The sequence below is a fragment of the Micromonospora sp. NPDC023737 genome (genome assembly GCF_040639715.1).
Lineage (GTDB): Bacteria > Actinomycetota > Actinomycetes > Mycobacteriales > Micromonosporaceae > Micromonospora.
This window is the reverse complement of the sequence record NZ_JBFAAL010000005.1, coordinates 24,234-49,195: the sequence shown is the minus strand read 5'-3', so window position 1 is coordinate 49,195 and position 24,962 is coordinate 24,234. Positions and strand designations below refer to the sequence as shown.

Below are 24,962 nucleotides of genomic sequence, written 5' to 3'. Positions count from 1 at the left end.
GGACGTGACCCGGGGTTCACCTCGGGCGGCGTGGGTCACACCCGCCGTGCGCGGCTCCACTGCCCGGCCAGCCGCGCGCCGAGCTCCCGCAGGCCGTCGGCGGGCCGGCTGAGCGCCTCCGCGAGGCCGCGCTCGTCGCCCCCGAAGTGTTCCACCAGGCTGTACGCGTCGGTGACCCCGGCCGCGGCCGCCTCCCGGCGGCCGGTGCTCACCTGACCGGCCAGCACCACGCAGGGCAGCCCCCGGTCCCGCGCCGCCCCGGCCACCCCGGCCACCACCTTGCCGCGCAGCGACTGGTGGTCGAACGAGCCCTCGCCCGTGATCACCAGGTCGACGGCGTCCAACGCGGCGTCGAGGCCGATTGCCCTGGTGACCAGTCCGATGCCCGACTCACAGCGCCCGCCGAGGGCGAGGATCGCCGCGCCCGTCCCGCCGGCGGCCCCGCCACCCGGAAGCGCACCGAGCGACGCAGGGCATCCGGGCAGGTCCCGTTCCAGCACCACCGCGAACCGTTCCAGCGCGCCGTCCAGCAGCAGCACGTCGGCCCGGTCCGCCCCCTTCTGCGGGCCGAAGACGTTGCTCGCGCCGTGCAACCCGAGCAGCGGGTTGTCGACGTCGGTGGCGGCGATCAGGTCGACGCCGCGCAGCCGGGGCGCCCCGTCGAGCCCGGTGACGGCGGCCAGCGCCGCACCGCCGTACGGCAGAGCCAGGCCCGCCTCGTCCAGCGGCGTGACGCCCAGCGCGGTCAGCATGCCCGCCCCTCCGTCGTTGGTGCCCGAGCCGCCGAGCCCGACGACCACGCGTCCGGCCCCGCGCTCGACCGCTGCGGCGACCAGCAGACCGAGCCCGAAGGAGGTGGTCACCTTCGGGTCGCGCTCGGGTGGGGCGAGCAGGTGCAAACCGCACGCCTGGGCGCTCTCGACGTAGGCGGTGCCGTCGGCGGTGAGCAGGATCTCACCGGCCGTCGGACGACCGAGCGGATCGACGATCGGCACCGCCACCCGGTGGCCGCCGAGCGCGTCGGCGAGCACGTCGACGAAGCCGGGCCCGCCGTCGGCGAGCGGTCGGATCAGGAGTTCGTCACTCTCGGCGATTTCACGCCAACCGGCAGCGACCGCGGCGGCCACCTCCGGGGCGGAGAGGGTGCCGGCGAACTTGTCCGGGCAGAGCAGCACACGCATGCCGAGCAGTGTGGCAGCACACACCGGGGGAAGCTGCGCACCGTTCGCGCTGTGGGACCATGGCCTACGTGACTTCCACCTGGGTAGAACCCTCCAACACGGCCACGGCACTGCTGCTGCTCGGGCGGGGAAGCGACCCGGCCACCGAGCGCGGGGTGGAGTGTCCGGGTGACCTTCCGGCGCCCAGTGACCCCGACCTGGTGGCCCGGGCGGCGGCAGCGAAGGCGGCGTTGGGCAGCAAGGTGTTCGTGCTGGGGCATCACTACCAGCGCGACGAGGTGATCCAGTTCGCCGACGTGACCGGTGACTCGTTCAAGTTGGCGCGCGAGGCGGCGGCCCGGCCGGACGCGGAGTACATCGTCTTCTGCGGCGTGCACTTCATGGCCGAGAGCGCCGACATCCTCACCACCGACAGCCAGAAGGTGATCCTGCCCGACCTGGCCGCCGGGTGTTCGATGGCCGACATGGCCGTGCTCGGTCAGGTCGAGGCGGCCTGGGACGTGCTCACCGAGCTGGGCATCGCCGAGGAGACGGTGCCGGTCACGTACATGAACTCGTCGGCCGACATCAAGGGCTTCGTCGGCCGGCACGGGGGCGTGGTCTGCACCTCCTCCAACGCCAAGCGCGCCCTGGACTGGGCCTTCGAGCAGGGTTCGAAGGTGCTCTTCCTGCCCGACCAGCACCTCGGCCGCAACACGGCCGTGCTGGAGATGGGTTACTCGCTCGACGACTGCGTGCTCTACGACCCGCACAAGCCAAACGGCGGGCTGACGCCGGAGCAGCTGCGCGACGCGAAGATGATCCTCTGGCGCGGGCACTGCTCGGTGCACGGCCGGTTCACCCTCGACAGCGTGAACGACGTCCGCGAGCGGGTGCCGGGGGTGAACGTGCTCGTCCACCCGGAGTGCCGGCACGAGGTGGTGACCGCGGCCGACCACGTCGGCTCGACCGAGTACATCATCAAGACCATCGAGGCGGCCCCGGCCGGCTCGGCGTGGGCGGTCGGCACCGAGCTCAACCTGGTCCGCCGGCTCGCCCTCGCCCACCCGGACAAGCAGATCATGTTCCTGGACCGGGCGGTCTGCTACTGCTCGACCATGAACCGCATCGACCTCCCGCACCTGGTCTGGGCGCTGGAGGAACTGGTGGCCGGCCGGGTGGTGAACCAGATCACCGTGGATCCGGACACCGCCGGGCACGCCCGCGCGGCGCTGGACCAGATGCTGGCGCTTCCCGGCGTCGGCGCGGCGGCCCCGACCGCCAACTGATCACGTTCCGTAGCGTCGTTGATACCCATTAGTGCGGGATCACCGGTTTAGCACTCTGCGGGTGGTGTGACCGGTTCCATTCTCGCCACCGAGGACTATGCTGCCGGAGCAACGACGCAGGCGGTCCGTTTTGAGATGACCGCATCCGGGGTAGCGGTGAGCATCGTTGGCCCCACCATCAACACGGCAGCACCGACGCGCTGGAGGTTGCGTTGACCGACGACGTCCTGGTCGTGCACGGAGGCACTCCGCTTGAAGGGCGGATCCGCGTGCGCGGCGCGAAGAACCTGGTCTCCAAGGCGATGGTCGCCGCGCTGCTCGGCGACAGCCCGAGCCGGCTGTTCGACGTGCCGAAGATCCGCGACGTCGAGGTGGTCCGGGGCCTGCTCGGGTTGCACGGGGTCAAGGTGACCGACGGCGAGGAGGACGGCGAGCTCGTCTTCGACCCCGCCAACGTCGAGAGCGCCAGCACCGACCAGATCAACGTGCACGCCGGGTCGAGCCGCATCCCGATCCTGTTCTGCGGGCCGCTGCTGCACCGGCTCGGGCACGCCTTCATCCCGGACCTCGGTGGTTGCCACATCGGGCCGCGCCCGATCGACTTCCACCTCCAGGCGCTGCGCGAGTTCGGCGCCACGGTCGACAAGCGGCCGGAGGGCCTGCACCTCTCCGCGCCGAACGGCCTGCGTGGCACCAAGTTCTCGCTGCCGTACCCGAGTGTGGGCGCGACCGAGCAGGTGCTGCTCACCGCGGTGATGGCCGAGGGCGTCACCGAGCTGCGCAACGCGGCGGTGGAGCCGGAGATCCTCGACCTGATCTGCGTCCTGCAGAAGATGGGCGCGATCATCAAGGTGCACACCGACCGGGTGATCGAGATCCAGGGTGTACCGAAGCTGCACGGCTACACGCACCGGCCGATCCCGGACCGGATCGAGGCCGCGAGCTGGGCGGCCGCGGCGCTGGCCACCCGAGGTCACGTCGAGGTGCTGGGCGCCCAGCAGGCCGACATGATGACCTTCCTCAACATCTTCCGGTCCGTCGGCGGCGAGTACGAGGTGACCGACCTGCGGCCGCCGCGCAACGGCCAGCCGGGCCAGGAGGGCGGCATCCGGTTCTGGCACCCGGGCGGGGAGCTGAAGTCGGTCGCGCTGGAGACCGACGTACACCCCGGCTTCATGACCGACTGGCAGCAGCCGCTGGTGGTGGCGCTCACCCAGGCCCGCGGGCTGTCGATCGTCCACGAGACGGTCTACGAGCAGCGGCTGGGCTACACCGAGGCACTGAACTCGATGGGCGCCAACATCCAGGTCTACCGCGACTGCCTCGGCGGCACCCCGTGCCGCTTCGGTCGGCGTAACTTCAAGCATTCGGCGGTCATCGCCGGTCCGAGCAAGCTGCACGCGGCCGACCTGGTCATCCCGGACCTGCGGGCCGGGTTCAGCCACCTGATCGCGGCGCTGGCCGCCGAGGGCACCTCCCGGGTGTACGGCGTCGACCTGATCAACCGCGGTTACGAGGACTTCGAGTCGAAGCTCGCCGACCTGGGCGCCCACGCCGAGCGTCCGTAACGTCGGGAACCTCGAGTTCGCGCCCGGTGCACCGCGATGTGCACCGGGCGCCGTCGTTTGGCTACCCTTTCCCCGTGCCGTCGCTGTTTCGCCGTAAGCCCACCGACCTCGCCGACGAGGCCGTCACCTCGGTGACGCCCGACGAGGAGTCCGAGTCCGCCCGCCCGCGCGGCTACACGCCCGCCAAGGGGCGCGAGACGCCGAAGCGGCCGAGCGTGGGCCGGCGCCCGGGCGGCGCCCCCAGCAAGCCGCTCACCAAGGAGGAGGCCCGGGAGCGTCGCCGGGAGCTGCGCGCCGAGGCGGCTGCCGAGTTCCGCCGCGAGGGCGGTCCCCGCGACCGGGGCCCCGAGCGGCTGCTGGCCCGCAACGTGGTCGACTCCCGGCGTAACGTCGGCACCTGGTTCTTCGGCGGCGCGCTGATCGTGCTGCTCGGGTCGAACGCCGCGATGCCGCCACTGGTTCGGCTGATCTCCAATCTGCTCTGGGGTGTGCTGGCACTCGGCGTGGTGGTCGACTCGATCCTCATCTCGCGCAAGATCGGCAAGCTGGTCCGCGAGCGCTACCCCGACACCGGTCAGCGCATGGGCTCGCTCTACCTGTACGCGATCATGCGGTCGATCACCTTCCGCCGGATGCGGACGCCGCAGCCGCAGGTCAACATCGGCGATCGGGTCTGACGCGGCGCAGCGTCGCCGGGTGCGGTGGCGCGGCGCCGAGCGGCGTCCGATCACCCTCCGTTCGCGGTAGCGTACGCATGGTTCACCACGCGTAATGCGCTACCGAGATCAACGGAGTGACCCATGCCCGCTCCCCCGCTGGCCGACATCGCCGCCGCGCTGCGCCGGGAACGGGAGCGGGCCGGCCTGTCGCTGGCCGATCTGGCCCGCCGGGCCGGGCTCTCCGAGTCCACCCTCGCCCACCTCGAGAAGGCGGACGGCAACCCGGACGTGAATACGCTCTGGGCGCTCGCGGACGCGCTCGGCGTACCGCTCGCCCGGTTGGTCGAGACGCAGCCGCACGAGGTACGGGTGATTCCGGCCGGCCAGGGTCCTCGGATCCGCTCCGAGCACGCGGACTTCGCCGGAGCCCTGCTCAGCGCCGGCTCGGCCGAGGTACGCCGTGACCTCTACCTCATCCGGCTGGAGCCCGGTGCGGTGGGCAGGGCGGAGGCGCACACCCCGCGCAGCGTGGAGCACGTCGTGGTGGCGGCCGGGCGGCTGCGGGTGGGCCCCGAGTCGGAGCTGGTCGAGTTGGGCCCCGGCGACTACGCGGCGTTCCCGGCGGATACTCCGCACCAGTACGAGGCGCTGGCGCAGGACACGTTCGCGGTGCTGGTGCTGGAGCATCCCTGAGACACACCCGGCCAACCCGGTCCGCCGCGTCGGCCCGGAACTCGCGCTCGAACCGCGTGCGGCGCGCCGGTGTCCGCAGGGGACGCGGAACGCCGAATATCCACAGTGGCGGACGATCCCGGCCAGACCCACTCGCGGGTAGGTGGAGTATCGTCGGAGGCCGGATGCGGCTATCGCCCAAAATGTCCGGAACAGTAGGATAACGTTTGAGGTGGTGAACGGTGCCACAGTGGCGTTGGGCGAGCCCACGCCGCTACCCTCCATCCGCAGCCACACCCTGCCGGAACGGCGAACTCCGCCGGCGGGTCGGGTGCCCAGCGCGACAATTGGCAACGAGGTGACAACGCCGTGAGCGAGCGGACGCGAGCCGGCCACCGGAGCGCGGTCCTCGGCGGCCCGGCGTCCGGCGGTCACCGTGTCGCGGCCCTGGCCGGACGGCGTCGGACGGGCACCGGCAGGCACCCCGGGCGAGGCGACAGGCACGCCGGATGAGCAGCCGGTACGCAGACCGGTGGCAGGACCCGGCCGAACCATCCTGGATGGTCGAACCCACCCACGAGTGGCACCCGCAGTTCCCCGGTCAGCGTTACCCCGGTGACATCGGCGCGCAGTACACCCCACCACCCCGTGGCCGGGCCGCCGTGGTCGGCCGCGCCGACGTGCCCCCGCTCGCCCCGACCCGCCCCGACGGCACGTACGTGGGCCGTTCCTGGGCCGACGAACCGACGCCGGAGGAGGAGCCGCACGGCTGGGACCGCCGGCCGGACCGCGTCGACGCACGCCGGTACGACGACGAACCGTACCGCGCGCCGCACGCCGAACCGACGTGGCCCGACGAGCGACCGCCGACGCGCCCCCGCGACCCGGACGGCCGGACCGAGTGGGCCGACCGCCGCTCGCGCGGCGAGGATCGCGGCGCCTGGGAGCGAGGGCCGACACCGGAGGTCCGCCCGCACCGGGTCGAACGCAACCCGGGGTATCCGCCCGCCCCTCCGGTCTCCCCCGCGCCCCGCTCTCCCCAGCCCGGTTGGGTGCCCGAGCCGGACGAGCAGACTTCCCGCCGATACGACGGCGGGCGGCCGTCCGCCGGCCACGAGGGACGCCCGCCGGCCGGCGGCCGTACGCGCTACCCGTGGGGTCACGCCCCGGAGCGGGACCGGCGCCCGGACGACCTCCGGCATGAGCCGACCGGCCGCGTGCAGCGGCCACGCCACCCGGACCAGGACCGGCACCCCGACGACGCACGCGGCCCCCGCTACGACGACCGGCCACGCTACGAGGACGGGCCGCAGCACCCCGCCGGGCGACCCCACGGCACCGACGAGCACCTCCGCCGCCCCGACCACGACCGGCACGGTCGCCCGCATCACGAGGACGACCGTGCGTACGACCGTGGCGGGAATCCGCGCCCCGAGCCGGAGCGGCGCGGACGGCCCCGCGAGGCGGCCGGCTACACCGATCCGTACGCCGATCGGCGGGCGCGCGAGGGGGGCCGGCCGGAGGCGTACCGCGAAGGGTGGCCGCGACCGGAGCACGAGTTGCGCGGCGCGTCCTGGCCGCCGGGACCTGCGCGCCCCGGTCGGGACCCGGGACAGCACGGCGAACCGCGACCGGAGCCACGCCGGCCGGTCGAGCCCGAGGTGCCGCCTCGCGCCGCCGGACGGCAGGAGGTGCCGCCCCGGTACGACGACACGCAGCGCCCGCCCGGCCGGCCCTACCCTCCGGCCGCCGGCGCCCCGGCCCGGGACATGCCGATGTCCGGCCCGCCCGTCTCGCCCGCCCCGACGGGCGGCCGCCCCACGGGGCCCGCGCCGGCCGGCAGGCCGTACCCGGCGACACCCCCGGCCCCGCCGACACCCCCGGCCCCACCGGCGCACCCGGCTCCCGCACGGCCCGGCGTGCCCGACCGACCGATCTCGCCCGCGCCGGCGCGACCGGTCTCCTCGGCGCCCTTCTCCCCCGCGCCGCGGGGCCACGTCCCGGGGGCACCTGTCTCCCCCGCGCCGCCGGGCCACGTCCCGGGGGCACCTGTCTCCCCCGCGCCGTCGGGCCACGTCCCGGGGGTACCGCCGTCCGGTTCGACCGCTCACCGCAGGCCGGTCTCCGGTCCGCCGGGGAGCGGGGTGCGACCCGAGTTCCGCCCCACCCCGGAGCCACCTTCGGGCGCCTCGGCGTCGTCCCGGCCCGCACCGGCTCCATCGGCCGAGCCGCGCCCGGGATCCGGTGGTGGTGTCGACGCGACCAGCCGGACGGCTCACCCCGTCCAGGGGCCGCCGCCTGGACCGGGCGCCCCGACCCGTCCGCCGTCGGCCGCTCCGTCAGTGACGCATGCGCCGGGCCGGCCCACGCCGGACGAGCCGCCGCGCCACGACGGGCCGCCCACCCCGGATCGAGACACCGGCGAACAGCCGCCGGACCGGGGCCATCCGGTCGTCGAGCGCGCTCACGCGTACCCCGTCGCGCCGTCCGAGCACCGACCGGACGAGAGCGAACGCGCCTCCGCCGGGAGGGCCGCGTCCCCTGCGGACCCAGCGGCGCCGGTGGCCCCGCCGACACCCGGCGCGCCACGGGTGTACGTACCACCGCCCCCGTCGGGCGCGCCCGCATACCAGCCGCAGCCCCAGCCCGCCGGTGGTTCGGACGCCTGGTTCCGCCCGGCCCGTCCGACGCCGAGCGAACCCGAGTCGACGCCGGCCAGCGGCCGGTCGGAGCAGGCCACGGCGCAGCCGGCCGGGTCGGCGGCCGGTCGCACTGAGGACCGGACGACGGTTCAGCCGGACCGGTCGACCAGCGACACGTCCGCCTCCTCGACTCCGCACACCCCGTCCACCCCGCAGCCGCCGGCCCTACCGGCCCAAGCCCAGACGCCACCGACGGTGACCCGGCCGGTGGATCCGCAGGCATCCGCCCCGCGCCCGCCGGCCGTACCGGAGCCGCCCGCCACGCCCGAGCCATCGGCCGACGCCTCCGCCGCCTCGCCGGCGGGCGCCCGCGTCGAGGCGTCGACGTCCGACCCGGAACCGCCGGCAACCGCGTCCGTCGACCCTCCGGCGAACCCGCCGGCCAGCGTGCTCGACGGCTCGGTGAACCCGCCGGCCGCCGGGATGAGCGACGAGCCGGTGAATCGACCGGCCGCCGGGATGAGCGACGAGCAGGGTGTCCTGGCCGCCGATCCGATCGAATCGGCTGCACCGCCGGCCGCCCCCGTCGGCGCACCCGCACCGGCGGTCGGGCAGTTCGACGCGCGACAGGCTCCGTCGGCCGGAGCGGTCGAGGCCACCCCGGGGCCGGTGGACGTGGCCGACCTCGGCCCGGAGCCGGTCATGCCGGCCCGGACGGGCCCGCTGCCCGCACCGGTATCCGCTCCACCGGCCGGCCTCGACCGGTCGGCGTACCCGGTGGACGACGTCGCATCCCTGCTGGACACCCCGGCGGCCGCGTCGCCGGGTGCCGAACGCGAGCCGACCCGGTCGCCGGTACCCGACGAGTCCGGCACCGTCGCCACGTCCGCACCCGACGAGCACACCTCGGCCTCGTCGGTCCCTGCCGACCTCGCGGCAGCGGTCCCCGACCCGGCGCAGCCGGTCCCAGCGCAGCCGGTTCCAGCACCGCCGGTCCCAGCGCAGCCGGTTCCAGCACCGCCGGTCTCGGCGCAGCCTGCGTCGGCGGGTCCGGTCCCCGCAGCGCCAGGATCAGCGCAAGCCGTCGCGTCGCCGGCCGTACCCGGTCCGGCCGTGCAGCCGCCGGCCGGCACGGAGACGGTCGTCCCGGAGCCGTCCCGCGCGGCGACGGTCGTCCCGGAGACGAGCGTCTCGAAGACGGTCATCGCGGAGACCGCCGGCACCGGGACCGCCGGCACGGAGAACGCCGAGGGCCTTCCTGCCGCGACAACCACCCCGCGCCCGACCTCCGCGTCACCGACCGAGCCGGACTCCTCAACACCAACTCCGTCGGCGAACACGCGAGCCGACGCGGACCTGGCGGAGGCGGCATCGGGCGGGCTGGACCGGACGTCTCCGACCGCTCCCGCCGCTTCGGCCTCGCCGGCGCGGGTCGACGCGTCGGTACCGGGTCCGGACGGGTCCTCGCCCGATTGGGTGACACCGCCGACGCAGCCCGTCGCGGCGCCGGTGTCCGCACCGCCGGTCGCACCCGACCCCACACCGCAGCCCGGCTCCGCCGCGGCGCCGGCGTCCGCCGCTTCGGAGCGTCCGGTGTCCGCGCCACCCGGATCCGTGTTGCCGCACTCGACCACCACTGTCACGTCCGAGCCGGAATCCGGTCGGTCGAACAGCCCGACCGCCGCGCCACCGGCCGAGCCGGTCTCCACGCCACCCAGCGCGTCGCGCGCCGGGCCGAAGTCCGAGCGGCCCGCCACATCTCCGGCCGGGCCGAAGTCCGAGCGACCCGCCGGACCGGTCCCCGCGCCACCCGCCGCCACCGACGCCGCGCCTCCGGCCGGGCCGAAGTCCGGGCAGCCCGCCGAACCGGTCTCCGCGCCACCGGCGTCGTCCGTGTCCGCCCCGCCCGCCGCGCCGACGGCCGCCGAGCAGGGCGACCCCGAGCAGGTGTTGGCGAGCTACCGCTGGCAGATCGATCCGGTGACGCTCCGGGAGATCGTGGACGACCCCGAGGAGCTGCGGATCATCCGACGGCGGCTCACCGAGAAACTCGATACGGCTGTCGACAACCGGGCCCGTGCCCGGCTGCTCAGCCTCCGTGCCGTGGTCTCCCGCGTCCTCGGAGAACTCGACGACGCCCTCGCCGACGCGCGGCTCGCCCTCACGTACGCAGAAGCGACAGGCGAACTGCGCCGGATCGCGCTCGCCCAGGCCCGGCTGGCGCAGGTGCTCCGCTGGCGCGGCGAGTTCGTGGAGGCCGACCAGCTGTTCGCCCGAGCCACCTCGCCCGAGTTGCCGGACCGGCTGCGCGCCGCGCTGCACGAGCACGCCGGACGATCCTGCGTCGACCAGGGCCGGTTCATGGAGGCCTGCCAGCACTTCGAGTGGGCGCTCGACCTGCGCGGTGCCGGGGACTCCGAGCTGCTGGCCCGGGTCCGGGTGGCGCTCGACGCGATCGCCGAGCGGGCGGCGGAGGGATTCGGGCCGTACCCGCGCAGCCGCGACGAGGTCCTGGAGCGGATCCAACCCCCGGTGCCCGCACGCGACGGCGCGCTGTGGGGCTACACCGACCCGGAGGGCGACCTGGTCATCCCGGCCCGGTACGCCGAGACCCAGCAGTTCCGCGAGGGGCTGGCCTGGGTACGTCGACCGGACACCGACCGCTGGTCGCTGATCGCGCTCACCGGTACCACGGTGATCCAGCCCTCCTACCTCGCGGCCCGTCCGTTCTCCGACGGGCTGGCCTGGGTGCTCCGGAACGCCGCCGAGGGCTGGCTGGCCATCGACCCGACCGGCGACGTGGTCGTCCCGCCCGGGTTCGCCGACGTACGGCCGTTCCGCCGAGGCGTGGCCGCGGTCCGCCGGGATGGTTGGGGCGCGGTCGACCGGTCCGGCCAGATCGTCGTGCCGACGAGGTACCACGGTTTCCGTACGGCCATGGCCGACGGTCGGGTCATCGACGGCTTCACCGACGAGGGGCTGGCCGTGATCGAGCTGGCCGGTCGGCACGGTGTGGTGGACCACACCGGCAACATGATCGTGCAGCCGGTGCACCCGGCGCTGGTCGTGCATCCGGTCGCCTTCCTGGTGGGTACGGGCACCGGGCGGTGGGGCGCGCTCGATCGACGCGGGAATCCGCTGATAGACCCGGTGCACCGCACACCAGAGGACGTGCTCGACGAGATCGAGCGTCTGCTCGCCGACACCAACCCGGTGCTCTAGGGGCGGCCGGCATCGACTCGGGTTCCTTGGAGTCGCGGTGTCCCCGTCGCGTGGATGCCCCGACTTCATGGAAGTCGAGTTGACCATGCGCCCGAGGGCGCGGTGGCCGGGCGTCGGCACCAGGGCGAAACCGCGCGGACGAGGGACGACACACACCGGAGGACGGCGGGACGGAGTCGGCCGAAGATCAGGGCTAGGGTCGGGTCATGGAATTCCGTCACCTGGGCCGCTCCGGCCTTCTGGTCAGCGAGATCTCGTACGGCAACTGGATCACCCACGGCTCGCAGGTCGAGGAGGACGCCGCCCTCGCCTGCGTACGGGCCGCGCTCGACGCCGGCATCACCACCTTCGACACCGCCGACGTGTACGCCGGCACGAAGGCCGAGGAGGTGCTCGGCCGCGCCCTCAAGGGTGAGCGGCGCGAGGGGATCGAACTCTTCACCAAGGTCTACTGGCCCACCGGGCCGGGCCGCAACGACCGGGGCCTGTCCCGCAAGCACATCATGGAGTCGATCAACGGCTCGCTGCGTCGGCTGCAGACCGACTACGTGGACCTCTACCAGGCCCACCGGTACGACTACAGCACGCCGCTGGAGGAGACGATGGAGGCCTTCGCCGACGTCGTGCACTCCGGCAAGGCGCACTACATCGGCGTCTCCGAGTGGAAGGCGTCCCAGATCCGCGAGGCCCACAAGCTCGCCCGTGAGCTGAAGATCTCGCTGATCTCCAACCAGCCGCAGTACTCGATGCTGTGGCGGGTCATCGAGGGCGAGGTCGTACCCACCAGCGAGGAGCTGGGCCTCGGCCAGATCGTCTGGTCGCCGATGGCCCAGGGTGTGCTCACCGGTAAGTACCTGCCGGGTCAGCCGCCGCCGGCCGGCTCCCGGGCCACCGACGAGAAGTCGGGTGCGAACACCATCGCCCGGTTCCTCAACGACGCGGTGCTGACCCGGGTGCAGCAGCTCCGGCCGCTGGCCGAGCAGGCCGGGCTCACCATGGCCCAGCTCGCCATCGCGTGGGTGCTGCAGAACCCGAACGTCTCGTCGGCCATCATCGGCGCGTCCCGCCCCGAGCAGGTGTACGACAACGTCAAGGCGGCCGGTGTGAAGCTCGACGCCGACCTGCTCAAGAAGATCGACGAGATCGTCGACCCGATCACCGAGCGCGACCCGGCCAAGACCGAGAGCCCGGCCCAGCGCCCGTGACGCCCTCCGGTCCGGCCGGCGCGTCAGCCCGGCCGGACCGGCCCGTCAGCCCTGCCAGAAGCGGATCAGGTCGAGTCCGGCGGCGTAGAGCCAGGACGGTAGGCCGAGCACCTCGCCGACGGTGAAGACCACGTCGAAGAACCAGCCGCTGATCCGTGGGTTCCACAGCAGCGCGAACAGCAGGATGAATCCGTACGGGGCGAAGAGGTCGTACATCCGGCGCCACTGCTGGTTCAGCCAGGGCTGGATCATGTTGCCGCCGTCCAGCCCCGGCACCGGCAGCAGGTTGAGCGCGCTCGCCGTGAGATGGAGGAACGTCAACAACGCCACCCCGGCCCAGAACTCGATCGACCCGCCGGCGCCGGTGCCGACCCGCAACACCAGCACGAGCACGAGCGTGAACACCACGTTGGTGGCCGGTCCGGCGAGGCTGACCAGCGTGTGCCGCAGCCGTCCCGGAATGGCGTGCCGGTCCACCCAGACCGCCCCGCCCGGCAGCCCGATGCCGCCGAGCAGCACCACCAGCACCGGCAACGCGATGGACAGCAACGGGTGGCTGTACTTCAGCGGGTTGAGGGTCAGGTAGCCGCGGTGCGCGACGCTCCGGTCGCCGGCCCGGAAGGCGACGATCGCGTGGGCGTACTCGTGCAGGCAGAGCGACACCAGCCAACCGGAGACCACGAACCCGAAGACGTCCAGCCGGACGTTGCCGACCTCGTTCCAGGCGAGCACCCCGGTGGTCACGAAGAGCGCCACCAGGGCGACGAAGATGGGGCTCGGCCGGAACGCCGCCCGCGGCACGCCGAGTATCAGCGACTCGCCGCCCTGGCGCTGGGTGGCCATCACTCGGCTGTGGGCAGCAGGCTCATCCGGTACTCGACCCGGTCGTCGTCGACGAGCGCGACCGAGGTGACGCCGGACGACGCGAGCTCGCGCCAGACCTGACCGATCCAGGACTCGGCGTCGGCCTGGCTGCCGAACGACTCCGCCGGGCCCTGCACCGGCTGGCCGTCCGTGCCCTCGTACCGCCAGCTCCACGCCATGCCGCGTCTCCCCTCGCCGCTGTGGTCCCCATGGGACGAACCCTCGCAAGCGTAGTCGCCCTGGCGCGCGACGGCCGCTCGCTCGCCCGTCGGGCGGTCGTACGGGCGTCGATAACCGTGTCCGCGCCTGCCGGTACGGTGGCCCGGTGCTGACTGAGGGAGTGGTGCTCAGCGATCGGTACCGGCTGAGCGAGCGCGTGGCGACGGGCGGGATGGGTGCGGTCTGGCGGTGCACGGACCTCCTGCTGGAACGCGAGGTCGCCGTCAAGGTGCTGCTGCCGACCCTGGTCGCCGACGCCGAGTTCGCCACCCGGTTCCGGGCCGAGGCGCGGATGCTGGCCGCTCTGCGTCACCCGGGGGTGGTCGCGGTGCACGATGTCGGTCAGGCCACGCTCGCCGACGGCACTCCGGTCGACTACCTGGTCATGGAGTACGTCGAGGGAGAGCCGCTGGGCCACTGGATCGGCCGCGCCGGCCGGCTGGACGCCGCGTCCGCCATGTCGGTGGTGGCGCAGGCGGCGGACGCCCTGCACGCGGCGCACGTCGCCGGGATCGTCCACCGCGACGTGAAGCCGGGCAACCTGTTGGTCAGGCCGGACGGCCGGGTGGTGCTGGTGGACTTCGGCATCGCCCGCTCGCCGGCCCTGACCGGGCTCACCGCGGCCAACATCGTGCTCGGCACCGCCCTCTACATGTCTCCCGAGCAGGGCACCGGCCAGCCGGTCTCCGCCGCCAGCGACGTGTACGCGCTCGGCGCCGTGGCGTACCTCTGCCTCGCGGGGCGCCCCCCGTTCGTCGGTGAGAATCCGCTCGAGGTGGCGCTGCGCCACCAGCAGGACGAGCCGGCGCCCCTGCCGCCGGGCACCCCGCCCGCGGTCATCGAACTGGTGGCCCGGACGATGGCGAAACGGCCGGCCGACCGGTTCGGCAGCGCCGCCGAGATGGCCAGGGCGGCCACCGAGGCGCGCCGCGCCGTCCTGGCCACCAGCCCGAACTCCGCCCGGCCGCCGTGGGCGTCGACCGGCGCGACCCCCACCGCGCCGCCCGCACCGGCCGACCTCTCCCAGCCGCCGCTGCCGGCCGCACTGGCCGCTCCCGGCGGTACGCCTCCGCCGCCCGCGCCGGTCAGCCCCGCACAGCCCCTGCCGATCAGCCCCGCACAGCCTGCGCCGGTCAGCCCCGCACATCCCTTGCCGCCGGCCCTGCCCGGGGATCTCACCATCGTCGGCGCGGCACCCGCCGGCCCGGCCCCCGGGCACCCGGACGCCGCTGCTCCACCGGCCGGGTTCGCGGCGCCGACCACGTTCAACGCCACGCCTGGGTTCCCAGCCACGGCGGGCGACATCCCGCCCGGGTTCCCGACCCCCGGGGTCCCGAGCGGATACCCGACCCCACCAACCGGGTTCCCGACCGCGCCGGCCGGATACCCGACCTCACCAGCCGGATACTCGACCCCGCCGGCCGGATTCCCGGCCCCACCGCCCAGCGGACCGGCTGGATTCCCGACCGGGTTCGCCGGCCCGGTCCCGATGTCGACGCCCCTCGGTCAGCCCGGCCCCGCCGGGTGGTCGGCCGACGTCACGCCCGTACGGCAACCGCCCCCGGCCGACACCCTTGAGAACCCGCTGGGTGCCGAGTCGACCGGACGCCGGGGCAAGCTGATCGGTGCCGGCGCGGCCGTGCTCGTGGCGCTGGCCGCGACGATCGGACTGATCACACTGCGTCCCGGCGACGAGCCCGGCAAGAGCGACCAGCCGCCGGCGCTGACCGCCGAGTCGGCGGCGGCGGAAGAGCAGACTCCCGTGCCGAACGCCGTCGGCACCGCCCCCGCCCGCCGCCCCAGCACCACCCCGAGCGCCACCCGTACGGCGCGCCCCGGGGTGACCGACACCAGTTCGACCGGCCAGCCCGGCGCTCCCGAAGCGCCCGGCGGCGGGCAATCCACGGCGCCGACCGGCGGAACCACCGACAGCCGCCCGACGCCGAGCGCGACCAGCAGCAAGCCCGAGAAGCCCAACCCGTACACGGCGGCCCAAGCCTGCGGCTCCGGCTACCAGGTGATCGACTCGGCGACGCTGACCGACGGCGGTGGACGCCGCCGGGGGCGCGTCTACCTGCTCTACAACGCGGCCAACGGCAACAACTGCGTCGTCACCCTCAAGGACACCGCCGTCGGCACGAAGACGGCGGCGTCCGCGTACCTCGAGGTGAAGGGGCAGACCCGTACGACCGACAGTGGCTCGTTCCAGTACTACGCCGGGCCGGTACGGGCCGCCGCCGCCGGGAAGTGCGTGAAGTGGGGCGGGTCGACCGGAGGCGTCAGCTACGCGAGTCCGTTCGAACACTGCGACTGAGCGCCCGGGCCGGGCGGCAACGGCACCACCGACGGCCTTAAGGTACGGGCATGTCGGTTGACGGGTGGAACACGGTCCTGGTGCTCGGCGGCATCCGGTCCGGCAAGTCCGAGTTCGCCGAGTCCCTGGTCGGTGACGCGCCGGTGGTCCGCTACGTGGCCACCGCGCCCGAGGGGGACCCGCAGGACACCGAGTGGGCGGGCCGCCTCGCGGCGCACCGCGCCCGCCGGCCGGGCAGCTGGACCACCGAGGAGACCTCCGACGAACCACGTCGGCTCGCCGACGTGCTCGCTTCCGCCGAGCCGCACGAGACGCTGCTCGTCGACGACCTCGGCGGGTGGGTGGCGGTGCTGCTGGATCCGGCGCACCAGCCCGCGGACGACACCGGGACGATCGCCGAACTGGCCGACGCGATCCGTCACTGCACCGCTCGGCTGGTGCTGGTCAGCCCCGAGGTCGGGCTGTCGCTGGTGCCGACAACCCCGGTCGGCCGGGCCTTCATCGACGCGCTGGGCACGACGAACCGGGCCGTCGCCGACGCCTGCGACGGGGTCGTGCTGGTGATCGCCGGGCAGCCGACCTGGCTCAAGAGCCCGGCACCGGTCTCCACCGGCGCCGCGGCGGCCGTGGGCGCCGGGGCCGTGCCGGTCTCCGGCAGGAAACCTGCCGGCGCCGCCGCGAACGGTGCCGCCGCCGCGTCGACACCCGAACTCGTCGACCTGTCGAACGTGGTGAACCCCACATCCCCACCGCCGTTGCCCGCCGAGAACGGCGCCGGCTGGGCCACGCCCACCACGACGCTGCCGATGAGCTCCACGGATCTCGTCATCCAGCCGGGCATGGAACTGCCGATGCCCGACGAGTACGCCGGTCCGCAGGCGATCGAACGGCTCGCCACCCTCGACGTGCCCGGCGCCGGGCTGGGCGTGCTCGCGCAACTGGTCGGCTTCGCCGCCGCCACCCAGGGCACCCCGACGCCGGCCGCCTGGAACTCCGTACGCGTGCTGCTGCTCAACGGCGACCACGCCGGTGGCGCGGCCGCCGGTGTCCGGCCCGGCGAGTCGGCGCGCCGGGCCGGGCAGGCCCGCACCGGCCGGGGCGCGCTGGCCCGGCTGGCCGCCGAGGCCGGCGCGAGCCTCCAGGTGGTGGACGCCCCGAGCGCCGCCGCGATGGAGGATGAGCCGGCGCTCACCGGCGAGCAGGTCGAGTCCGCGCTGCGCTACGGCTGGCAGCTGGCCGAGGAGGCCGCCGCGGCGGGCGTGCAACTGCTGGTGCTGGCCGCGACCGGGGCCGGCACCGAGGCGACCGCCGCCGCCGTGCTCGCGGCCACCGCCGGAGCGGAACCGTCGGCCGTCCTCGGCCGGGTGGTCACCGAGACTGGCGAGATCGACGACGCGGCCTGGATGCGGCGCTGCGCCGCGGTGCGCGACGCGATGCACCGGACTCGCAACTCGTCCCGGGCCGCCAAGGACGTGCTCGCCGAACTCGGCGGTGGCGACGTGGCGATCGCCACCGGCGTGCTGCTCGGCGCGACGGCACACCGCATCCCGGTGATGCTCGACGGCCCGGTCGGCCTGGCCGCCGGCCTGGTCAGCCGGGACCTGGCCGGGCAGGCCCGGCACTGGTGCCTGCTCGCCGACCACGGCGGCGACCCGGCGGTGAAGCTGGCGGCCGACGTACTCGGCCTCACCGCGCTGCTCGACCTGCGGCTGGGTCTCGGCGAGGGTGCCAACGCGCTGGTCGCGCTGCCGATGCTGCGTTCGGTGCTGGCGCTGGCCGCCGCGCTGCCCACGCACCCGTCGCTGGCCGGCGAGGGCGAACCGGACGAGGAGCAGGCGGCACCCGAGTTCGCCGAGCCGACACCGGCCGGACCCGGCCCCACCAGTACCGAGGCGGACGAGGAACGGGTCGACCCGTCGGGCCGTGCCGGCTGACGGGCGGTTCGTCGCCGGGGCGCGGCTGGCGCTCACCACGTTCACCACGCTGCCGGTGCGCGCCGGCCGGATCGATCGGGCCGTGGCGGGCACCGCGATGGCGCTCGCCCCGGCCGTCGGGGCACTGCTCGGCGCGCTGCTGGCCGGGGTGCTGCTGCTCCTGGCCGCGGTCGCACCGCCACTCGTCGCCGCCGGGGTGACGGTCGGCGCCGCCGCGCTGCTCACCCGGGGCCTGCACCTCGACGGGCTGGCCGACACCGTCGACGCGCTCGGCTCGTACCGGCGCGGGCCGGCCGCCCTGGAGATCATGAAGAAGCCGGACGTCGGCCCGTTCGGGGTGGTCGCGCTGGTGGTCGTACTCCTGCTGCAGGCCGCGACGCTCGCCGAGCTGGCCGGGCGGTCGTGGCCGGCGTGCCTCGCGGCGGTGGTCGCCGCGACAGCGGCCGGCCGGCTCGGCGTCACGCTGGCCTGCCGACGGGGCGTGCCGGCCGCCCGGCCGGACGGCCTCGGCGCGCTGGTCGCCGGGACGGTCGGCCCGCCGGCCCTGGCGCTCGGCGTGGTCGCCGTCGCCCTGGTGGCCCTCGCCGCGGTGCCGGGCCGGCCGTGGCAGGGGCCGCTCGCCGTCGGGGTCGCCCTGGCCGTCGCGGTGGCGCTGCTGGCCCACGTGGTACGCCGACTCGGCGGCGTCACCGGCGACGTGCTCGGAGCGACCGTCGAGCTCGTCACCACGCTGGTCTACCTCGGACTGGTGCTGTCCGGCTGAACGTGACACGGCCCGCCGGGTAGCGTTCGGCTCGACAGCACCGGCACCGCCAACCGGGGGACGAGAATGCTCATCACCGACGACTTCCTACCCGTACCGGTCCCGGAGTCGCTCAACGCGACCTACCTGGTGCCCGTCGAGGGGTTGCCGAAGGTCAGTACGAAGAGCGCGGTGGCGGCGCTCGCCGGCCGGATCGCCGAGCCGGTTCACGGGCTGGCGAAGCAGATGCTGGAGAGTCCGCTGATGAGCGTGGACCTCCGCCCGATCGGCGAGTTCCCCGAACTGCCGCCGGACCTGCTCGCCGCGTTCGGCGCCAGCGAGACGCAACTGGACCGGCTCGCCGCGGCCACCCACCTCGTGGTCGTGCAGGCCGAGTACCGGCCCGGCTGGCCGCCGGCGCACGAGTGGGCGGCCCGGGCGGTGGCGGCGGCGGTCGCCGACTCGGTGGGCGGTGACGTGGTGGACGTCTTCGGGTTGCAGTTCCTGGACCCGGCGACCGCGCTGCGCTCACTCCCCGACGACAAGGGGCGCATCCGGCTGGTCGACTGGGTACTGGTGCCCTACTCCTCGGACGCCGAGGGGCTCTGGTTCACCACGAAGGGACTGCGTCGCTTCGGCCTGCTGGAGTTGCAGACCCAGGGCGTGCCGGACCACCTGACCCGGGCGTGGGGCGCGGTGATGACCGGCGCGGCGCGACGGCTGCTGCGGGACTGGACCGACGGGCTGTCCGGCGAGGAGGTGCCGGCGTTCGTGCAGCTGCCGGTGCTCGCCACGGTGACCGGGCACGACATCGCGGTGGCGTACGGCAATCCGGAACAGCACGGTGCGACGGCTCCGGTGCTGTTGCGCATCGAACTCGACCCGGCGACCGACCCGGACGCGGACTCGTTCCTCAGCCTGCGGCCACCGGAGGGCCACCCCGGCCCGGCCGGCCGGTACTACGCGGCGGCCTGCGCCACGCTCTTCGCCGGCATCCAGCCGGACGTGCGCTATGCCCGGCCGGGGGACGCCATGAGCAAGGCGATCGCCACCGCCCGGTCGGGGTTGGATGACGTACGTGCCCGGTTCGTCGCCGGCCAACTGCCGCGCGAGTCGCAGCTGGTGGTCAAGTACGGCCTGCCCGGCGAGGACGGCCCCGAGTACGTCTGGGCCGGCATCAGCTCGTGGGACACCCCGGAGCGGATCGTCGGGGTGAGCGCCAGCGATGCGACCTCCGACCCGACCGTACGGATCGGCTCCCCGGTCGTGGTGGAGGCCTCCGACGTGGTCGACTGGGCGGTGCTGGACGGCACCGGCGTCATCGAGGGCGGCTGGACCCAGGCCGTCCTCGACGCCGGCGACCACCCCACCCCCTAACCCCACCCCCGGCCCCAGCCTGCCCCCCGCCCCAGCCTGTTGATCATGAAGTTATTGCCCACGGCAGCGGCGTGTCACGGCAATAACTTCATGATCAACCCGGGGGCGGGTGGGGTGGGACCGGGTGGGGGGCGGGTGGGACCGGGTGGGGTGGGGGTTATTTGACGCTGGGTTGGACGAAGGGGGGGCGGGTGACGCGCATCTGGGCGCGGCGGCCGCGGATGTCCACCTCGACCACGTCGCCGTCGGCCAGGTTCGCCCCCGTGTCCAGCAGCGCCAGGGCGATGCCCTGCTTCAGCGTCGGCGAGAACGTGCCGCTGGTGACCGTGCCCACAGTCGTCTCACCGACGTGCACGGTCATGCCGGGACGCGGGATCGCCCGGTCGACGGCCACCAGACCACGCAGCGTCCGGCGGGGACCGGCCGCCTTCTCCGCGCGCAGCGCGTCCCGGCCCCAGAACGCCGGCTTGTCCCAGCCGACCGCCCAGCCCGAGCGGGCCTGCACCGGAGTGATGTCCAGCGACAGGTCCTGACCGTGCAGCGGGTACCCCATCTCGGTACGCAGCGTGTCGCGGGCGGCGAGCCCGCAGGGACGCACGTCGTACGACTCGTCGGCGGCGAAGAGGGCGTCCCAGACGGCGGTGGCGTGCTCGGCCGGCACGACCAGCTCGTAGCCCAGCTCACCCGTGTACCCGGTCCGGCAGACGGTCAGCTCGACCGGCACGCCGGCGGCCGACGTGGCGGTGGAGAAGCTCATGTAGTCGTGCCCGGTGGGCAGACCCAGCGAGTCGAGCAGCTCCGCCGAGCGCGGCCCCTGCACGGCGAGCACCGCGTACGCCTCGTGCTCGTCGGTGACGGTGATCGACGCCGGCGCGGCGGCGCGCAGCCGTCGGACCACCTCGGCGGTGTTCGCGGCGTTCGGGATCAGGAAGACGTGATCGTCGGCGTGCAGGTAGGCGATGATGTCGTCCACGACGCCACCGGTGGCGTCGTCACAGCAGAGGGTGTACTGCGCCCGGCCGGGGCCGATCCGGCCCAGGTCGTTGCTGAGGCAGGCGTTGACGAACTCCGCCGCACCCGGTCCGGTCACCCGGGCCTTGCCGAGGTGGGACACGTCGAAGACGCCCACCCCCGTGCGTACCGCCGTGTGTTCCCGGAGCACGCCGCCGCCGGCGTACTCCAGGGGCATCTCCCAACCCCCGAAGGGGGCGAACTTGGCACCGGCAGCGGTGTGCCGCTCGTGCAACGGGGAACGACGCAGCCGGGTGTCGGCGACGTCGGTGGTCACGTCGGTCATGGGTGGCAACTTACCGGGGCCGGACGCGCTGGTTAGCATCGGCGGGACCCGCCGATTCGCCTCGGCGGGACAACCCACACGTCCGGCGGGTAGGTTCGCCGCCGGAGACCTTCACCGCCGGTACGCGTCGTCGCGGCCGGCCCGGCCCGCCCGGAGTAGCTCAGTGACATCGCCCCGCACCACCCTCAGCCTGGTCGACACCGACCCTGCAGAGCTCGCCGTCGACGCCATCGTGATCGGCGTGCACAGTCAGACCGGAGAGCAGGCCGCCACCAGCGGCCTCGCCGGCACCCTGCTGCTCGCCAGCGGCGCCGAGAGCATCGCCGCCGCCTTCGACGGGAAGCTCACCGAGACGCTGGCGCTGCTCGGCGCGACCGGCGGCCCGGGCGAGGTGATCAAGCTGGCGACGCTGGGCACGATCACGGCTCCGGTGGTCGCCGCGGTCGGCCTCGGCCCCGAGCCGTCCGGCGCCGCACCGAGCCCGGAGACCCTGCGCCGGGCTGCCGGTTCGGTCGTGCGCGCCCTCGCCGGCGCCTCCCGGGTGGCGCTGGCGCTGCCGCTGCCGGACGACGCCGACGCCCCGGCCGCGCTGCGCGCGGTCGCCGAGGGCGCGCTGCTCGGCGCGTACCGCTTCGCCGGCTACAAGACCCGGCCGCAGCCGGCCCGGCGCGAGCCGGTCGCCGAGGTGCTGGTGGCCGTGCCGGACGCCACGGACAGCACCGCGCAGGCCGAGGTGGCCCGCGCCACGGCGGTGGTCGGGGCGGTCCTGACCAGTCGCGACTGGGTCAACACCGCGCCGAACGAGCTGCGCCCGCCGGCCTTCGCCGACGCGGTCGCCGACGCCGCCCGTGAGGCCGGGCTCGGCGTCGAGGTGCTCGACGAGGCGGCGCTGCGGGAGGGCGGCTACGGCGGCATCATCGCCGTCGGGCAGGGCTCGGAGGCGCCGCCGCGGCTGGTCAAGCTCACCTACACCCCGCAGGGCGGCGGCAACGGCAAGCGGGTGGCGCTGGTGGGCAAGGGCATCACCTTCGACACCGGCGGCATCTCGATCAAGCCGGCCCAGGGCATGTGGGAGATGAAGTCCGACATGGCGGGCGCGGCGGCGGTCGGTGCGGCCATGCTCGCGGTGGCGGCGCTCAAGCCGTCCGTCGCGGTGACCGGCTACCTGCCGATGGCCGAGAACATGCCGTCGGGGATGTCGTACCGGCCCGGCGACGTGATCAAGATGTACAGCGGCAAGAAGGTCGAGGTGTTGAACACCGACGCCGAGGGCCGGATGATCCTCGCCGACGCGATCGCCCGCGCCTGCGAGGACGGCACCGACTACCTCTTCGAGACCTCCACCCTGACGGGCGGCCAGGTTATCTCGCTGGGCAAGAAGATCGCCGGTGTGATGGGTACGCCGGAACTCTGCGAGCGCGTGAAGACCGCCGGCGAGGCGACCGGCGAGCCGGCCTGGCCGATGCCGCTGCCGGACGACGTGCGCAAGGGCATGGACTCCGATGTGGCCGACATCTCCCAGGTGAACGCGGGGATGGACCGGGCCGGGCACATGCTCCAGGGCGGCGTGTTCCTGCGCGAGTTCGTCACCGAGGACGTGGCGTGGGCGCACATCGACATCGCCGGCCCCGGCTACCACTCGGGTGAGCCGACCGGCTACTGGGCCAAGGGCGGCACCGGCGTGCCGGTCCGTACGCTCCTGCACCTGGTGGAGGACGTCGCCGCCAACGGCTGACCCCCGTCCGCCCGCCACGGGCGGTGCCCAGATCCACGGAAAGAGTGGCTGTTCCGCGCGGAACAGCCACTCTTTCCGTGTACGAGGGGCGGCTCAGTAGAGCTCGGGGCGACGCTTGCGGCGCTCGTTGAAGTCGCGCATGCGCTGCGGGTAGCCCATCAGGCGCACGTCGTAGATCGGGATCCCCAGCCGGTGCGCGAAGCGCCGCGCCCCGTCCGGGCTGTCGATCCGCCGGCGGGTCCACTCCCCGTCGTCGGCGATGAGGATCACCGTGGTCTCGGTGACCGTCGTCCGAGGCTCGATGTACGCCTCGACGCCGCGCCGGGTGCGGATGAAGCTCTCAAGATGCTCCAGATCGGCACGGTCGACCACCCGATCCTGGCCCACCGCGCGCGTCGGCTTGCGGCGCCGGAACAATCCCACGGACCTCTCCCCCACAATCCGTCATCGACGACGGTGCCAAGCGTACGTGTCGGGGACGTGTCGTTGGGCACCTCACTACGCACCCTGTGCCGGGTGGTGACAAGATGACCGAGGTGGGGTCTGCCCAAGAGGCGTCCCGCCGTGACCCCCGATGCACTGTCGCGACCTGGGAGTTGGACGTGAGCGAGCCGAACGACGCAACCTTCGACATCGTCATCCTCGGAGGTGGCAGCGGCGGCTACGCGACTGCGCTGCGTGCCGCCCAGCTGAACCTCTCCGTCGCCCTGATCGAGAAGGGCAAGCTCGGCGGCACCTGCCTGCACAACGGCTGCATCCCGACGAAGGCCCTGCTGCACGCGGCGGAGGTCGCCGACCAGACCCGCGAGTCGGAGCAGTTCGGCGTCAAGGCCGAGCTGGTCGGGATCGACATGACGGCGGTGCACTCGTACAAGGACGGTGTGATCGGCCGGCTCTACAAGGGCCTGCAGGGCCTGGTGGGCAGCGCCAAGAACATCACCCTCGTCGCCGGCGCCGGCAAGCTGGTCGGCCCGAACACGGTCGAGGTCGACGGCAAGCGCTACACCGGCCGCAACATCGTGTTGGCCTCCGGCTCGTACGCCAAGAGCCTGCCCGGCCTGGAGATCGACGGTGAGCGGATCATCACGAGCGACCACGCGCTGACCCTGAACCGGGTCCCGTCCTCGGCGATCGTGCTGGGCGGTGGCGTGATCGGCGTCGAGTTCGCCAGCGTCTGGAAGTCCTTCGGCGTCGACGTGACCATCATCGAGGCCCTGCCTCGCCTGGTCGCCGCCGAGGACGAGGAGTCGTCGAAGGCGCTGGAGCGGGCCTTCCGCAAGCGGAAGATCAACTTCAAGGTCGGCAAGCCGTTCGAGAAGGTCGAGAAGACCGGCAACGGCGTCAAGGTGACCATCGCCGGCGGCGAGACCATCGAGGCCGAGCTGCTGCTGGTCGCCGTCGGCCGGGGTCCGAACACGGCCGACCTCGGCTACGAGGAGCAGGGCGTCAAGATGGACCGCGGCTACGTGCTGACCGACGAGCGGCTGCGCACCAGCGTGCCGAACGTCTACGCGGTCGGTGACATCGTGCCGGGCCTCCAGCTGGCGCACCGCGGCTTCCAGCAGGGCATCTTCGTCGCCGAGGAGATCGCCGGCCAGAACCCGGCCGTCATCGACGAGGCGGGTATCCCGCGGATCACCTACTGCGACCCGGAGGTGGCCTCGGTCGGTCTCACCGAGGCGAAGGCCAAGGAGCAGTACGGCGCCGACAAGGTCAAGACCTTCAACTACAACCTCGGCGGCAACGGCAGGAGCCAGATCCTCAAGACCGCCGGTCACGTGAAGCTGGTCCGGGTCGAGGACGGTCCGGTGGTCGGCGTGCACATGATCGGCGCGCGGGTCGGCGAGCTGATCGGCGAGGCGCAGCTCATCTACAACTGGGAGGCGTACCCGGCCGAGGTGGCCCAGCTCGTGCACGCCCACCCCTCACAGACCGAGGCCCTGGGCGAGGCGCACCTGGCCCTGGCCGGCAAGCCGCTGCACGTACACGGCTGATCGAGAACGTATTTCGCGGCGTCCGGCGACGGGCGATGATCCCACCAGGGAAATGAAGGAGTCTGGAGA

Annotated in this window: 17 protein-coding genes and 1 pseudogene; 12 read left to right on the top strand and 6 right to left on the bottom strand. The window is 73.9% G+C overall.

Going from position 1 to position 24,962, the window contains the following annotated elements:
- Positions 1 to 35: 35 nt before the first annotated feature.
- Positions 36 to 1,181, bottom strand: a complete 1,146-nt coding sequence (locus tag AB0F98_RS13515; RefSeq protein WP_357733691.1) for a glycerate kinase — start codon at positions 1,179 to 1,181, stop codon at positions 36 to 38.
- A 68-nt stretch (positions 1,182 to 1,249) separates the two neighbouring features.
- Between AB0F98_RS13515 and nadA the strand changes: the two genes are divergently transcribed.
- The 4 genes from nadA (at position 1,250) to AB0F98_RS13495 (ending at position 5,369) form a co-directional block, all read left to right on the top strand.
- Positions 1,250 to 2,449, top strand: a complete 1,200-nt coding sequence (gene nadA, locus AB0F98_RS13510; RefSeq protein WP_357733688.1) for a quinolinate synthase NadA — start codon at positions 1,250 to 1,252, stop codon at positions 2,447 to 2,449.
- Between the two features lie 212 nt (positions 2,450 to 2,661).
- The gene (murA, locus tag AB0F98_RS13505) at positions 2,662 to 4,017 is read left to right on the top strand and encodes a UDP-N-acetylglucosamine 1-carboxyvinyltransferase (RefSeq protein ID WP_357733685.1); all 1,356 of its coding nucleotides are present in this window, start codon (positions 2,662 to 2,664) and stop codon (positions 4,015 to 4,017) included.
- Positions 4,018 to 4,091: 74 nt separating this feature from the next.
- The gene (locus AB0F98_RS13500; protein WP_350792441.1) at positions 4,092 to 4,694 is read left to right on the top strand and encodes a DUF3043 domain-containing protein; all 603 of its coding nucleotides are present in this window, start codon (positions 4,092 to 4,094) and stop codon (positions 4,692 to 4,694) included.
- 123 nt (positions 4,695 to 4,817) lie between these two features.
- Entirely contained in the window at positions 4,818 to 5,369 is a 552-nt protein-coding gene (locus AB0F98_RS13495) for an XRE family transcriptional regulator (protein WP_357733680.1), read from the top strand.
- 2,318 nt (positions 5,370 to 7,687) lie between these two features.
- On the opposite strand, the gene AB0F98_RS13490 is transcribed toward AB0F98_RS13495, so the two are convergent.
- Positions 7,688 to 7,843 (bottom strand): hypothetical protein, encoded by a 156-nt coding sequence (locus tag AB0F98_RS13490; RefSeq protein ID WP_357733677.1) that lies wholly within the window; start codon positions 7,841 to 7,843, stop codon positions 7,688 to 7,690.
- Positions 7,844 to 7,939: 96 nt separating this feature from the next.
- Here AB0F98_RS13490 and AB0F98_RS13485 point away from each other — a divergent pair, with 96 nt between their 5' ends.
- Positions 7,940 to 11,212 carry a WG repeat-containing protein gene (locus tag AB0F98_RS13485; RefSeq protein WP_357733674.1) on the top strand — a complete coding sequence of 1,091 codons (3,273 nt, stop codon included), beginning with the start codon at positions 7,940 to 7,942 and terminating at the stop codon, positions 11,210 to 11,212.
- A 206-nt stretch (positions 11,213 to 11,418) separates the two neighbouring features.
- Positions 11,419 to 12,417, top strand: coding sequence for an aldo/keto reductase family protein (locus AB0F98_RS13480; RefSeq protein ID WP_357733671.1), 999 nt, complete (start codon positions 11,419 to 11,421; stop codon positions 12,415 to 12,417).
- 45 nt (positions 12,418 to 12,462) lie between these two features.
- On the opposite strand, the gene AB0F98_RS13475 is transcribed toward AB0F98_RS13480, so the two are convergent.
- Positions 12,463 to 13,260, bottom strand: coding sequence for a site-2 protease family protein (locus AB0F98_RS13475; RefSeq protein ID WP_357733668.1), 798 nt, complete (start codon positions 13,258 to 13,260; stop codon positions 12,463 to 12,465).
- Positions 13,260 to 13,460, bottom strand: coding sequence for a hypothetical protein (locus AB0F98_RS13470; RefSeq protein ID WP_076468044.1), 201 nt, complete (start codon positions 13,458 to 13,460; stop codon positions 13,260 to 13,262). The genes AB0F98_RS13475 and AB0F98_RS13470 overlap by 1 nt, the downstream gene beginning before the upstream one ends.
- A gap of 146 nt (positions 13,461 to 13,606) precedes the next feature.
- Between AB0F98_RS13470 and AB0F98_RS13465 the strand changes: the two are divergent.
- The 4 genes and pseudogenes from AB0F98_RS13465 to AB0F98_RS13450 all read left to right on the top strand — a co-directional run.
- Positions 13,607 to 14,416, top strand: a pseudogene (locus AB0F98_RS13465) (serine/threonine-protein kinase); the annotation flags it as partial.
- A 1,448-nt stretch (positions 14,417 to 15,864) separates the two neighbouring features.
- The gene (locus AB0F98_RS13460; RefSeq protein ID WP_357733665.1) at positions 15,865 to 17,748 is read left to right on the top strand and encodes a bifunctional adenosylcobinamide kinase/adenosylcobinamide-phosphate guanylyltransferase; all 1,884 of its coding nucleotides are present in this window, start codon (positions 15,865 to 15,867) and stop codon (positions 17,746 to 17,748) included.
- A complete protein-coding gene (cobS, locus tag AB0F98_RS13455; protein WP_357733661.1) occupies positions 17,738 to 18,511 on the top strand; it encodes an adenosylcobinamide-GDP ribazoletransferase in 774 nt (257 codons plus the stop codon). The genes AB0F98_RS13460 and cobS overlap by 11 nt, the downstream gene beginning before the upstream one ends.
- Positions 18,512 to 18,577: 66 nt before the next feature.
- A complete protein-coding gene (locus AB0F98_RS13450; RefSeq protein ID WP_357733658.1) occupies positions 18,578 to 19,867 on the top strand; it encodes a DUF2314 domain-containing protein in 1,290 nt (429 codons plus the stop codon).
- 157 nt (positions 19,868 to 20,024) lie between these two features.
- Here the strand turns inward: AB0F98_RS13450 and gcvT are convergent, their stop codons facing one another.
- Positions 20,025 to 21,164 (bottom strand): glycine cleavage system aminomethyltransferase GcvT, encoded by a 1,140-nt coding sequence (gene gcvT / locus AB0F98_RS13445; protein WP_357733655.1) that lies wholly within the window; start codon positions 21,162 to 21,164, stop codon positions 20,025 to 20,027.
- A 163-nt stretch (positions 21,165 to 21,327) separates the two neighbouring features.
- On the opposite strand from gcvT, the gene AB0F98_RS13440 reads away from it, so the two are divergent.
- Positions 21,328 to 22,899, top strand: coding sequence for a leucyl aminopeptidase (locus AB0F98_RS13440; RefSeq protein ID WP_357733650.1), 1,572 nt, complete (start codon positions 21,328 to 21,330; stop codon positions 22,897 to 22,899).
- Between the two features lie 93 nt (positions 22,900 to 22,992).
- Here the strand turns inward: AB0F98_RS13440 and AB0F98_RS13435 are convergent, their stop codons facing one another.
- Positions 22,993 to 23,322, bottom strand: coding sequence for a hypothetical protein (locus AB0F98_RS13435; protein ID WP_357733647.1), 330 nt, complete (start codon positions 23,320 to 23,322; stop codon positions 22,993 to 22,995).
- Between the two features lie 179 nt (positions 23,323 to 23,501).
- On the opposite strand from AB0F98_RS13435, the gene lpdA reads away from it, so the two are divergent.
- Positions 23,502 to 24,893, top strand: coding sequence for a dihydrolipoyl dehydrogenase (lpdA, locus tag AB0F98_RS13430; protein WP_357733644.1), 1,392 nt, complete (start codon positions 23,502 to 23,504; stop codon positions 24,891 to 24,893).
- Positions 24,894 to 24,962 lie beyond the last annotated feature (69 nt).

Bases quoted from the DNA above. Each gene is read 5' to 3' on its own strand.
- AB0F98_RS13450 (WP_357733658.1), top strand. From the start codon at position 18,578: ATGCTCATCACCGACGACTTCCTACCCGTACCGGTCCCGGAGTCGCTC.
- AB0F98_RS13470 (WP_076468044.1), bottom strand. From the start codon at position 13,460: ATGGCGTGGAGCTGGCGGTACGAGGGCACGGACGGCCAGCCGGTGCAG.
- AB0F98_RS13480 (WP_357733671.1), top strand. From the start codon at position 11,419: ATGGAATTCCGTCACCTGGGCCGCTCCGGCCTTCTGGTCAGCGAGATC.
- AB0F98_RS13515 (WP_357733691.1), bottom strand. From the start codon at position 1,181: ATGCGTGTGCTGCTCTGCCCGGACAAGTTCGCCGGCACCCTCTCCGCC.
- AB0F98_RS13460 (WP_357733665.1), top strand. From the start codon at position 15,865: ATGTCGGTTGACGGGTGGAACACGGTCCTGGTGCTCGGCGGCATCCGG.
- gcvT (WP_357733655.1), bottom strand. From the start codon at position 21,164: ATGACCGACGTGACCACCGACGTCGCCGACACCCGGCTGCGTCGTTCC.
- AB0F98_RS13495 (WP_357733680.1), top strand. From the start codon at position 4,818: ATGCCCGCTCCCCCGCTGGCCGACATCGCCGCCGCGCTGCGCCGGGAA.
- AB0F98_RS13475 (WP_357733668.1), bottom strand. From the start codon at position 13,260: ATGGCCACCCAGCGCCAGGGCGGCGAGTCGCTGATACTCGGCGTGCCG.